Source organism: Candidatus Endoriftia persephonae (genome assembly GCF_023733635.1).
In the GTDB taxonomy this organism is placed as follows: Bacteria; Pseudomonadota; Gammaproteobacteria; order Chromatiales; family Chromatiaceae; genus Endoriftia; species Endoriftia persephonae.
On sequence record NZ_CP090569.1, the window covers coordinates 1,863,024 to 1,875,331 of the forward strand.

Annotated in this window: 10 protein-coding genes; 3 read left to right on the forward strand and 7 right to left on the reverse strand. The window is 57.6% G+C overall.

The features are described 5' to 3' along the window. Positions 1-13 precede the first annotated feature (13 nt). The gene (locus tag L0Y14_RS08340) at positions 14-886 is read left to right on the forward strand and encodes a class I SAM-dependent methyltransferase (protein ID WP_005964788.1); all 873 of its coding nucleotides are present in this window, start codon (positions 14-16) and stop codon (positions 884-886) included. A 48-nt stretch (positions 887-934) separates the two neighbouring features. On the opposite strand, the gene L0Y14_RS08345 is transcribed toward L0Y14_RS08340, so the two are convergent. Both L0Y14_RS08345 and L0Y14_RS08350 read right to left on the reverse strand, forming a co-directional pair. After that, complete coding sequence (locus tag L0Y14_RS08345; RefSeq protein WP_083825182.1) at positions 935-2,143, reverse strand: beta-ketoacyl-[acyl-carrier-protein] synthase family protein; 1,209 nt, start codon at positions 2,141-2,143, stop codon at positions 935-937. Continuing rightward, complete coding sequence (locus tag L0Y14_RS08350; RefSeq protein ID WP_006475544.1) at positions 2,143-2,388, reverse strand: acyl carrier protein; 246 nt, start codon at positions 2,386-2,388, stop codon at positions 2,143-2,145. Before L0Y14_RS08350 ends, L0Y14_RS08345 begins: the two co-directional genes overlap by 1 nt. Before the next feature lie 286 nt (positions 2,389-2,674). On the opposite strand from L0Y14_RS08350, the gene L0Y14_RS08355 reads away from it, so the two are divergent. Next, positions 2,675-5,191 carry a hybrid sensor histidine kinase/response regulator gene (locus tag L0Y14_RS08355; protein WP_240991717.1) on the forward strand — a complete coding sequence of 839 codons (2,517 nt, stop codon included), beginning with the start codon at positions 2,675-2,677 and terminating at the stop codon, positions 5,189-5,191. Here L0Y14_RS08355 and L0Y14_RS08360 read toward each other — a convergent pair. Beyond that, entirely contained in the window at positions 5,188-6,084 is an 897-nt protein-coding gene (locus L0Y14_RS08360) for a crotonase/enoyl-CoA hydratase family protein (protein ID WP_005964794.1), read from the reverse strand. The two genes, L0Y14_RS08355 and L0Y14_RS08360, sit on opposite strands and share 4 nt — an antisense overlap. 242 nt (positions 6,085-6,326) lie before the next feature. Here L0Y14_RS08360 and mobA point away from each other — a divergent pair, with 242 nt between their 5' ends. Continuing rightward, the gene (gene mobA / locus L0Y14_RS08365; RefSeq protein WP_006475543.1) at positions 6,327-6,938 is read left to right on the forward strand and encodes a molybdenum cofactor guanylyltransferase MobA; all 612 of its coding nucleotides are present in this window, start codon (positions 6,327-6,329) and stop codon (positions 6,936-6,938) included. Here mobA and hrpB read toward each other — a convergent pair. The 4 genes from hrpB to L0Y14_RS08385 are packed head-to-tail and all read right to left on the reverse strand — an operon-like array spanning position 6,935 to position 12,093. Then, positions 6,935-9,451 carry an ATP-dependent helicase HrpB gene (gene hrpB / locus L0Y14_RS08370; RefSeq protein WP_005964803.1) on the reverse strand — a complete coding sequence of 839 codons (2,517 nt, stop codon included), beginning with the start codon at positions 9,449-9,451 and terminating at the stop codon, positions 6,935-6,937. The genes mobA and hrpB overlap by 4 nt on opposite strands. A 57-nt stretch (positions 9,452-9,508) precedes the next feature. Then, positions 9,509-10,006: a hypothetical protein gene (locus L0Y14_RS08375; protein ID WP_005964805.1), complete on the reverse strand. Its 498-nt coding sequence runs from the start codon at positions 10,004-10,006 to the stop codon at positions 9,509-9,511. A 42-nt stretch (positions 10,007-10,048) separates the two neighbouring features. Beyond that, the gene (locus L0Y14_RS08380) at positions 10,049-11,899 is read right to left on the reverse strand and encodes an AAA family ATPase (protein ID WP_006475825.1); all 1,851 of its coding nucleotides are present in this window, start codon (positions 11,897-11,899) and stop codon (positions 10,049-10,051) included. After that, positions 11,896-12,093 (reverse strand): hypothetical protein, encoded by a 198-nt coding sequence (locus tag L0Y14_RS08385; protein WP_005964809.1) that lies wholly within the window; start codon positions 12,091-12,093, stop codon positions 11,896-11,898. The genes L0Y14_RS08380 and L0Y14_RS08385 overlap by 4 nt, the downstream gene beginning before the upstream one ends. Positions 12,094-12,308: the final 215 nt, after the last annotated feature.

The following is a 12,308-nucleotide window of genomic DNA, read 5'->3' on the forward strand; positions in this document are numbered from 1 at the left end:
CACCGAGCAACTGATGGAGCAGCACTACAACGAATCAGAGACCCTCTTCAGCAATTTCCTGGACCGGAAATATCTCGCCTATTCCATGGCCTATTTCGATGAGACGGGTGACGCAGCACAGGCAAGCCAGTTATCTCTGGAGGAGGCCCAGACGCAGAAATTTAAGCGGATCTGTGAGCGATGTAATATCCAGGGCGACGAGCGAGTCCTCAACATCGGCTGCGGCTTTGGTTCTTTTGAACACTACCTGCTGGAGCGATTTCCAAAGCTCAACATTACATCAGTGACGGCGAGCCGAACCCAAGCCGACTATATCCGACGGCAGGCCGGCAATCCCGATCATCCCTTTGCTGCGGCAGGGCTCAAGCTGATCAATGCGGAACTCGATCAGCTCTCCGATGAAGAGCTGGGCATCGCTGAGTACGACCTCGTTACTTCGATCGGTGTGCTGGAGCATGCTAAAAATCTGCAGCAACTGTTTGCCCGCATCACCCGCTTCCTAAAACCCGGCGGTGCAAGCTTCCACCATCTGATCGTATCAAAGCAACCAATCACACGTTTTCTCTCATCCAGCAACACCCTGATTGATAAATATTTTCCAGGAGGGCGTATCTGGCCCTATCAGGTCCTGGCCCAGCAGACAGAACATCTAAACTTGGAAAACCATTGGTTCATCAATGGCATGAACTACTGGCATACCCTCGACGAGTGGCACCGCCGCTTCTGGGAACATATCGATGTGTTACAGCAGGATGGGTTCGATGCGGAAGCGATCCGCTACTGGAACGACTATTTTTCTCTGAGCAAGGCCTGTTTCGCCCCGATGAATGGCGAAATATTCGGCAACGGTCAGTTTCTCTATCGCAAGCCGGATGCGCCAGACTGATCCGAGAAAAAGAGATCAGGGCCGCATCCTACAGTTCCAGACAAGGCTTTAATCCTGAAACCGGCGAACTGCCAATACAGCATTCAATCCACCAAAGGCAAAGGAGTTAGATAGGGCCAAGTCGAACTCCATCGGCTCAGCAGCATTCACCACATAGTCGAGGTCACACCCCTCTCCTGGCCGGGTAAAATTGATCGTTGGAGGTACAAACCCCTGCTGCATAGCCAGCACTGTCGAGACCAGCTCAATCCCTCCGGCAGCACCCAGCGCATGGCCATGCATCGACTTGGTCGAACTGACTTTGAGCTTCTCTGCATGCGCGCCAAACACCTTGCGAATTGCCGCAGTTTCACTCACATCATTGGCCTTGGTCGCGGTGCCATGGGCGTTGATATAGTCCACCTGATCGGCAGAAACTCCAGCATCCTGTAAACACAGCCGCATTGCCCGTACTGCCCCGTCCACAGAAGGATCAGTGATATGGGAGGCATCGGAGCTCATCCCGATACCAGCAAGCTCTGCATGTACCTGTGCCCCCCGGGCCAGCGCATGGGATTCAGACTCCAGCACCAACATGCCGACCCCCTCTCCAAGCACCAGTCCTGAACGATCTTCAGAAAATGGACGGCAGGTATCCCGGGAAAGCACGCGCAGGGCCTCCCACGCTTTCAGCAGACCGAAGGTAAAGGGGGCGTCGGTTCCACCAGCAATCACCACATCGGCCATCCCTGAGCGGATCATCATCACCCCCTGGGCGATGGCATGGGCTGAAGAAGAGCAGGCACTGGTCACGGAAAAGACTGGACCACGGATACCAAACTGCATGCTCACCTGGCTGGCCGCAGCGCTCGGCATCCCTTTGGGAATGGTAATCGGATGGGCCCGTAACTTACCCTCCTTGTAGAGTCTGCAGTATGTCTCCTCATCGGTCTCCTTGCCGCCGCAACCGGTACCGATGATTGCCACCATCCTCTCAAACGCCTCCGGGGGCAGTTTTGAATCGAGCAGTGCCTCAGCAGCCGCCTTGACGGCAAATTTGGAAAATCTGTCCAGATGCGAATAATTCAGGTCACTGTCAGGATCGGCAAAGACTGTATCATCTACCTCCGCACCGATCTGCACCTTAAGATCTGCAGTGTCAATACGTCTCAGCCTGTGAATGCCGCTGGCGCCACTGCGCAAACTGGCACTCACAGATCCAATATCGTTTCCCAGCGGGGAGACCACTCCCAGGCCGGTTATGAGAACCCGCCTCATCAACCTACCGTATCTTTGGACAGCAACCGACTAACACCTTCTACAATATCCTTAACGCGATCCAGACGCTCGAGCGCATCATTAGGCACCTCGACATCGAAGGCCTCTTCAACTTCGTAGACGATTGTAATCGCGTCCAGAGAGGAGACACCAAGATCCTGCAGTTTTGAATCCAGCGAAATCGCATCCAGACTCAGCTGTTTCTGTTTTGCGATGGCTTCGATAACAACGGACTCGATTGACATGAGGCTGAACACCTTTTGTTATTTGTTGACCCGACCTTTCCCAGACTCACAATGTCTGACGGAGAGGGATTATAGGCAAGAACCTGTGAACCAGAAAGCAAAACTCGCCCCCCTTCTCACAATGGAGTCAGAATTTCAGCTATCATGACGCGGCAGTTTTTTGTCTTTTTCGCCCAAGGTGCCGAAAATCCAGCGATCGGGGTGGAAAGACCGGCTCCAGAGGGGACCTATCTGCATGTTTAGATATCAAACCAGATGACATCAAGCGATGCGCCAACAAGGAAAAATGCCTGATGATTTGGAAAAGTCGCTCATCTCCGAGCGCGAACAGGCGCTTGTCAGAATTGTACTCTCTGCCGCCGTTCTCTTCTATCTGCTGCTGACTTCTCCGTCTGATCTCTCCGTTGGCGATCCAGGTGCACTTACCATCCAGCTGGTTGCCGGGTTTCTCGTCTTCTCCTCGCTGATCTACCTGTCGATCAGGGTCTCCTCCCGGATCTCCCAGCCCAGACGCATTATCGGTATCATCAGTGATATCTGGGGTTTCAGCCTGGTCTCATCTTTCACCGGCAACCTGCTGGCCCCATGGGTATGGGTTTATCTCTGGGTTACTTTCGGCAACGCCTTCCGCTATGGCGAGCGCTATCTCTACCTGTCAGTTGTCCTTTCGGTTACCGGCTTCGGCTATGTCCTAGCAAACAACACATTCTGGCTTGAACACCCCCTCTTTGGTGTCGGACTGCTGCTCTCGTTTTTCATTCTCCCAGGATACGCCACTGTATTCATCCGCCGCTTCAAACAGGAACAGAAAAGGGCCGAGGACGCCAATCGCGCAAAGAGTGATTTCCTCGCCCGCATGAGCCATGAGATAAGGACACCTCTCAACGGCATCATCGGTACCGGCGAGCTGCTGCGCACCTGCGATCTGGATAGCGCCGCCAAAGAGTATGTTGAAACCATTCAGACATCCGGCGAGACCCTACTCCATCTGATTGAGGACATCCTCGACATATCCAAGATCGAGGCCGGCAAACTAACCATCGAGCGTACGCCCTTCGATCTCTATGCCCTGATCCACGGCACCCTACGCATGCTCAAGTCCCATGCCACGCAGAAATCCCTACGGCTGAACAGCCAGATCGGTCTGGATACTCCCTACAAACTGATCGGCGATCCACACCACTTGCGACAGATACTAATCAACCTGCTTGGCAATGCCATCAAATTCACTCCCAAAGGAAGTATCGAATTACACTGCAATCTGCTGCGCAGCCAGCAGGGACGGGCACTGATTCGTTTTGAAGTCATCGACAGCGGCATCGGTATCCCGAAGGAGAAACAGGACGCCATCTTCCAAAAATTTAGTCAGGCGGACGAAAGCACTACGCGACGCTTCGGCGGCACCGGCCTTGGAACCTCAATCGCCAAACAGTTGGTTGAGTTGATGGGGGGGCGAATCGGGGTGCAAAGCACCCCTGGGCTCGGCTCTGTTTTCTGGTTTGACATCGAGTTCAAAGAGGATTCCCAAAGCATAATCGAGGTGCAGGATAAGAGCCTCGCAAGCTGCAACGTCCTGCGCATGTGCCCGCATCAAGCCACTCACACTGAAGTTGCCCAGTATCTCGACGAATGGTCCATCGCTTATCAGGATGTCTACACCACTTCGGAACTAATCCAGCATCTGAGTGACAGTTTTGAGAAGAATGAAACGTTTGAGGTACTGATCATTGATCAGGTAAGCATCACCCGACATGTACGGATCGTACTCGAATCATTGCGCGAAAAGTTTGCCCTGTCCGCGCTCACCATTCTTGTGATCTACCCCCCCAATGCACCACTCAATCCACTCGGCGACAAGGACAACCAGATCTACACCCTGGGCTCGCCCCTCGACAAGGCGCTCCTGTTTAACGCCCTGCACGCCTCACAAACCGAGCAGTATGGCAGTGAAGATGTCATTCATCTGGCCAATCAGGTCTCAAACGAAAACGCGCTCAATCCGCGTGTCCGCATACTGGTCGGAGAGGACAAAGCGACCAATCGCATGGTGATAGGGCGCATGCTGGAGAACGCCGGACACGATTGCGAGCTGGTCACCAATGGCGCGAAAGTGCTCGAGGCCCTCGAAAAAGAGTCATTTGATGTTGTTATCCTCGATATGAACATGCCCGTCCTGAGTGGGCTTGAAGCCTTCAAGCTCTACCGTTTTGCCCATGCTTCTGCAAACGAACCCCCATTCATCATGCTTACCGCCGATGCAACTCCCGAGGCCCGAGAGAAGTGCAGTGAGGCTGGGATCAGATTCTTCCTCACCAAACCCATCTCATCAGCCAAACTCCTCAATACCATACGCAGCGCCACCACTATACAAAGCAATGAGCAGCGCAGCACCGACATGTTGACACGAGTTGATAAAAAAAACATAGGCAGCCATACACCGCTGGTCGATCAGCAGATCCTGCAGGAGCTCATCGCGCTGAATACCGATGGCAGCTTTCTGCAACGACTGCTCGACAACTTCAAACGCGACGGTGCGGAGATCATTCAGCTCATGCACGGAGCCCTGACCAACAACGATATCGAGCTCTACCGTGATCAGGCCCATGCATTAAAAGGTAGCGCCGCCAACCTCGGCCTGATCAAACTGATGACAACAGCAAGCCGGGCCAACAAGATCGAAGCCAACGCCTTCGAGCACTGGGGCACAAACTACCTCGCTGATATCGAAGCGAACTTCCAGGAAGCCCTCTCCGCACTGCAGAAGCAGATCGAAAAACAGGCCCGCAAAAGCAACACCCCTTAACCCGCCACCTGCTGGGTTGTCTCCTCCTCGGCATTCCAGCGACGCTCCTGAGCATTCACCAGATAGCTCATCAGGCGCAGGTTTTTATCAGTCAGATCCAGTGCAGCATCAACCCACAGGGTAGTGATGTTCATCAACTCCTGGTAGGTCACCGGATTGATCTGGTCCATCACCTTGTCGAGGCAGACAAAGCCATTCTCCCGGGTCTGCTGATGGCGGATATAGTTGATCACTGCCTGACGCCCCTCACCCGCCGGGGCCAACACATCCACCACCCCCATTTCATAGAGTTCGGCAGCCGAATAGACCTTGCCGGAGGCAACAATCCGCTTCGCCAAGGCTGGTGCCAGTTTACGGGAGAGAAAACTGAGCGCCCCCATTCCCGGAAACATGCCGAACACCGTCTCGGGGAATCCAAAAGTGGCTCCCTCCTCAGCCACCAACACATTGCTTGAGAGGGCTGCTTCAAAGCCACCGCCCAGCGCCTCCCCCTGAACCAGCGTGATGGTGGTAAAGGGGATGCCGTAGCCCTGCGAAGAGGGGAAGAGGATATCGATGCAGGAGGTTGCGTAGTCGAGCAGTCCCTGACGATCTCTGCGCTTGATCAGATCGATAAAATGAGCCAGATCGCCGCCGAGATTGAACACCCCTGGCAGTGAAGAGGTTAGCACCTGATAGCGCATCCGGTTTTCGTCACCGTTTTTATATCCCTGCTCAGCCAGCTCTTTGACCTCTCGCTGTACCTGATCCACATCGTGCAAAAGGGCACGGGTCATGCAGGGACGGCCAGGATATTTCAGATTGACCCAGACCGCCTTATACTCCCAGTCGTAATCGACATTGACATGATCGAAGGTGGTGTTGAAACGACGTACCGGTACAACATTGCTCATTGTGATCTCTCCTTTTTGGTCTCTATATGGCAGTCTGCTGCCGTTTGTTAAAAATTTACCTTTGCCAAAGCACCTACGAATAGTAGGTCAACCGATGCTAGATTCATTACCCCACTATGGCGGCGGAATAAAACAATTATTTATACGCGAACTCGAATCAAAATGGATTTCTGGAACATGTATCATCTATTCACACAAACCCAGTACCATCACGCCAGCGCCGCATAGCCAAATTAAAAAAAATGGGTAACACTTACGCCATCACAGCCGTTATTCTCGCCGGCGGCCAGGCAAGCCGCATGGGCGGCAATGACAAAGGCCTGCAAATGATGCATGGCCAACGCCTGATCGACCACGTCATCGAAGCTATCGAGCAGCAGGCCGATCACCTGATCATCAGCGCCAACCGCAATCTAGAGCACTACCGCGCGCTCGGCTTCCCGGTCTTCCCCGACTCAATCCAGGACTATGCAGGGCCACTTGCTGGCATGCTGGCCGCCTTCGATGCCTGTGACAGCGAAATGATCCTGACTGTCCCCTGCGACACTCCCCTGCTGCCCCGGGATCTTGCCACGCGCCTGCTACAATGCCTCGAGGCGCAAACTGCCGATCTTTGTTGCCCGCATGATGGCGAGCGTCTGCACCCGGTCATCTCACTGATCAGGCGCAGAGTCCAGCCGGCCATGGCCGACTACTTCAATCAGGGCGGACGTGCCGTCTACCGCTGGTTCAAAACCCAGAAGCTGGCTCAGGCCGACTTCTCCGACTGCCCTAAGCGTTTCACCAACGTCAACACCCATGCGCAACTGCGCCAGCTGGAGCAGCAACTCAGCCGTCAGAACCCTGGCGATTAGCGACTACGCCGCGGTTTCGCACGCGCTGTTGCTGCTGCCGACCAGGGATCATCGGGCCAGTAGTGTTTCGGGTAGCGTCCCTTCAACTCCTTCTTGACCTCGGCATAGGTACGTTCCCAGAAGCCCCGCAGATCCTGGGTTACCTGAATCGGACGCTGCGCGGGCGAGAGCAGATGCAGCATCAGCTGAACCCGCCCACCACAGAGTGACGGCGTTTCACCCAGCCCAAACATCTCCTGCAGACGCACCGCCAACACCGGCGCCTTTCCCACCTCGTAGTACAGCGGAATACGCGAACCACTCGGCACCTGGAGGTGGGTTGGTGCCAACCGATCGAGTTCCCTCTGCTGATCCCAACTGAGCAGGCTCAACAGGGCCCCGTGCAGATCGATCTTTTGCAGCTGAGAACGCCGTGAGATCCCATCCAGCCAGGGCGCCAGCCAGACTTCAAGGGTCGCAACAAGCCGGGCTTCCGAGAGGTCGGGCCACTCTTGATTCGGCGCAGCAGCACGCAGGCAGTCGACCCTGGCCAGCCACTGCCGCAACTTGTCATTCCAGGGTAACGCAGCCAATCCCAGCTGACGGATCCCCTCCAGCATCGCGCGGCGCACCGCCTCGGCATCGGGCCGTTCCAGCACCCGCATAGAGAGCACCAGCGCCCCCAGACACTCCTCCTCTGTGCAGACAACCGCCTGCTGCGCGGCATCCCACTCGATCCGTTCCCGCAGCTCCAGCTCAACACCGGGAAGGGCGCGGATCTTCGCCTCAGCAATCTCCGCGGCCAGCATCACCCGCCCCTCGGTTCGACCAGCATCGAGCTGTGCCGCCACAATAAACGGGGCAGCGGCCAGCGGATCATTCTCACTCAGCAGCGCGCCACGCCCAGATGTCAGCCGGAAGCGCCCATGAGCGGTGCGTTGCGCAATCCGGTCAGGATAGGCCATCGCCAGCAGTGCGGCAGTGCCGCTCACCCCGGCGCTCTGCATGCCGCGCCACTCACCCAACAACCGCTGCCAATGGCGGCTGCTCCGGTCGACCCGACTGCTGGCCGCCACGTCCAGCTCTGCCCCTTTCCGATGCCGTCGACGCCACTGTTCGAGCAGTGCCAGACGCAGATCCACATCCACCTGGCGCGCCCCGGCCCCGGTACGCAGCAGATCCCGCTCGCTCAACAACGCCGCCAGATCACAGGCAAGACTGCGATCCGCCGGCGAACCCGCACAGAGCACCATATGGGCGAGGCGCGGGTGCAATGGCAGGGCTGCCATCTGCTTGCCGATCGCAGTCAGACGACCTTGCCGGTCCAGCACCCCTAGCCGGATCAGCAGATCGCGGGCCTGAGCATAAGCCGCAGCCGGAGGCGGATCGAGCCAGCGCAGATCGTCTGGGGCCTGTATGCCCCACTGCGCCAGCTCCATTGCCAGCGGTGCCAGATCAGCCTCGCGGATCTCTGCCAGATGCTGCGCCGGCAGGCTGGCGTGGCGTGACTCGCTCCACAGCCGATAGCAGCGCCCCGGCCCAAGCCGCCCTGCCCGCCCGGCACGCTGATCCGCCGCCGCGCGGGAGACCGGCAGGGTCTCCAGCCGGGTCAGACCCAGCCCTGGCAGGAACCGCGGCCGCCGCGAGTAACCACTGTCGAGCACCGCGCTGACCCCCTCGATGGTGAGTGAGGTCTCGGCAATGGAGGTAGCCAGCACAACCCGCTGACGTCCCCCTGGATCCGGCTGGATCGCCCGATCCTGGGCGGCGCGATCGAGATCACCATAGAGGGGACAGAGCATCACCTCAGAGTCACTTCCCAAGCGCTGCTGCAGTAGCAAAAGGGTCCGGCGAATCTCACCGATACCAGGCAGAAACAGCAGCAGGTCACCCGACTCCTGCGGCAACAGCTGCAGCACTGCGGCGGCAACCGCCTCCGCAATGCGACGGCCACGGGGAGGATCGCCAAGATAGTGGAGCTCTACCGGGTAGCAGGTTCCTTCGCCGACCACCAGCGGCGCGCCCTCGAGTAGTTCCGAGACCGCCGTCGCATCGAGGGTGGCCGACATCACCAGCAGCCGCAGTTCTTCCCGTAGCGCCCCTTGCACATCCAGCGCCAGCGCCAGAGAGAGATCCGCATGCAGGCTGCGTTCATGGAATTCATCGAAGATCAGCAGTCCGATCCCCGACAGCTCGGGGTCACGCTGCAGCAGGCGGGTCAGCACCCCTTCGGTGACCACCTCGATGCGAGTTCGGCGCGATACCTTGGTATCGAGGTGGATGCGGTATCCGACCGTCTCACCGACTCGCTCCCCCAGCAGATCCGCCATCCGCGCGGCGGCAGCCCGGGCGGCCAGACGGCGGGGTTCGAGCAACAGGATCTTCTGCCCCGCCAGCCAGGGCTCGTCGAGCAGGCGCAGCGGCACCAGGGTAGTCTTGCCGGAACCGGGTGGAGCGGAGAGGACTGCGCGACTGCCATCGGCGAGGCAGCACTGCAGAGCATCGATCACGCTTTCTATGGGGAGTTCAGACATCAGGCGAATGCTCGCAGCCGTCAGTGCTCTGCGGGCAGCAAAACCACCTACCGTTCATCAAGCGGGGAGCTTGGCAACCCCGATGTGTGCCTCGGGGTGATGGTTGAGTATCAGCTCCCTGATCTTGTCGACACGTTGCCTGGGGATATCCACCATCAACAGGATCTCTCCTGCTTCGATGGCCCGCTGAAAGGCATCCAGATCGTGATTGTGTTCGTGACTGGAGAGCAGCGCCGAAACCACTGCGCCAAAACCGGCGCCAGCCGCCGCCCCTACCAGCAGGGCACCGCCACCCAACACCAGTCCAGCCGGCGGAAAACTCACCGCCAACAGACCGCCGAGCATGCCGGCGACTCCGCCCAATCCGGCACCCCACTCCAGACCGTGAGCCAGCTCGGTCTTCTGCAGCACTCCAGCCTCCGGTAGCCCATCAAGGGACTGATCGAGACTGGCGATGGCATGCAGATGATGCTCTGGCACCCCCTCATCTTCGAGTTCCGCAACCACTTGGCGGCAGGACTCCAGGTTCGGCATCAGAAAGAAGAGTCGGCGCACTGTTGCTCCTCTAGTTGCTCCAGCGATGGGGACGAACGCAACTCATTCGGCCGCAGCCGGGATAGTCTGAAACTCCCTGTCGCACTCGATGTGCAGGTCAAAATGCACATCCTTTGGAAACTCCTGACCGATGATCCAGATTTGGGTCAGGTCGTTGCTCACCGTCGGCAGCACCGTCATCGCACTGCGGGTACGGCGCTGATCGAAGAAGGCGAAGGGCTCGTCGAGGAACAGGAACTGCTCCGCGCCCACCGCCCGCTCGACCAACTCCTGGGAGAGCGCCAACCGCACCGCCAGCATAATCTGCCGCTGGGTGCCACTGGAGATCTCATCCAGGTCCATGAAGTCGGCCTTCTCGCTGGAGAAAGCACGCACCGTCAGATCATCGTCGATCTTGAGGTGTTCGTAGCGGTTTTCAGTGAACAGTGGCAGGCTCTTGCCCACCAGCTGGCGAAGCTTGAGATTGAAATGATAGGAGACCTCGCGAATCGCGCCGGAGAGCAGCCCATTGGCCAACTCGCAAAGGTCCATATTGCGCTGATTATCCTCGACCTTTACCTGCAGACTCTCGCGGATCGACTCCAGCCCATCAGCCTTGTCGAGACGCTCCTGCTCAGCGGCGATATCTGTATCGAGCCGCTGAATATCGAGCTGGGCCAGCTCGATCTCGCTGCGTAGCTGGGCCTGCTCTACAGCAACCCCGTCGCGCGCCTCGGCGATATCCGCCTCGAATCCACGCACCCGCCGAGCAAGAGACTCTCTATCCCCCGGCTCAATCGCTGGGATAGCGGGATCCCCTTCTTCATGCGCGTCCGTCAGTCTGCTCAAAAGGGGCAAATCATCGAGCCCGTGCAGCTTATCGGAGAGTACCTCCGCCGCCTGTTGCAGTGACTGGATGCGTCTGTTCAGACTGCTGCGACGCACCCAAAAGAGCAGAAACAGCAGCGCAAAACCGACGCCGACGTAGTGGGCATAGGCCATCATCCCGGTATCGTGCAGCGGACTGTTACTGGCGATCAACTCAGCAATCTGTTGTGAGATTGCCAGTTCAGGCTGCTGCACCAGCAGCCACCAGAGGCCTCCGGCGAGTAGCGCTGCGAGCAGCGACAATAGACGCAGAAAACCGGCCCGACCACGACTGCCGATGGCCTTTTGTCGTTGGGTATAGGCCTCCTGGTACTCGATGGATGCCTGGTCGAGGGATTCAAGTGCCTGGTTGCGCTGCTCCACCTGTTGCAGCAGTTCGCTGCGATGCAGTTCCAGGCCGGGGAGGACAGCACGGTCAAGCCCGACTTCGTCGATCTGCTCCTGAAGCTGTGCTATCTCCTCGCCGGTCTCTTTGACCAGCACCGCCCCCTGCTCGATGTCACTGTTGAAGCTTTCGACACAATATTCCAGGGTCACCAGGCCGGCCATGGTCTTGAGCGCGTGGCTGTGTGGGTGAGGCGTGGTGATCTCGCGCTGGGCAAGATAGAAGGATTCGATGAACTCGTCGTATTCGTAGCCGATCAGTCCGTAGAGTCGGTCGGCAACCGCCTCCATTCCCAGCGCCAGCGGTTCTTCATCGTCGCCCGCCTCGGCCCGCTTCAACCGCGCGCTGTGGTTGCCCTTGTCATCGAGAAAACGCGAGATGCGGTAGCGCACGCCATCTTTTACGCTAAACTCCAGTTCTGCCGAACAGTGCGTCTGCCCCCAGCGGATGACCTTGCCGAGATCGTCGCTTTCGAGGGAGAAGGTGCGTCCGAACAGGGCGAAACAGACTGTCTCACCGATCGTGCTCTTACCCGATTCGTTGGACCCGGTGATCGCGATCAGACCGTTGGCCGGCAGGTCCTTCAGCTCAAGGCTGGCATATTTGAGTACGTTTCTGGCGGAGATAGCGTGGATGATCATGTCCAGCCCTCCTCTTCCAGCACCTTAAGTTTGCGCAGCACCAGATCCATCGCTTGGTTGAAACTCTCTTCATCAAACTCCTTGCCGGAGTTGATGCGGCGCTCTCGCTCCGCTTCACAGTAGGCCAAAAACTCCTTGGTGGAGTTGCCATGATCACCGCGCTCGAGCGCGTCCATCTGATCGGGCAAGGACATGCATTTCTCCGCTGGGCTAAAAATGATGCGTCAGTATAGGGTCTAATGTGATGCAGGTCACCATTCCGAAAGTTATAGAGATCAGCAATCGCTGGCGGAGACAATCCCCTAACAGCGACAAGGGTGAGAACCTCTCGTTTCTTTGTAGGATTTTTCCTCATCCTGCTGCATCTTTAGGAAGATTGGTTTAGTCTGCGTGGCGTTGATTCCTCCGG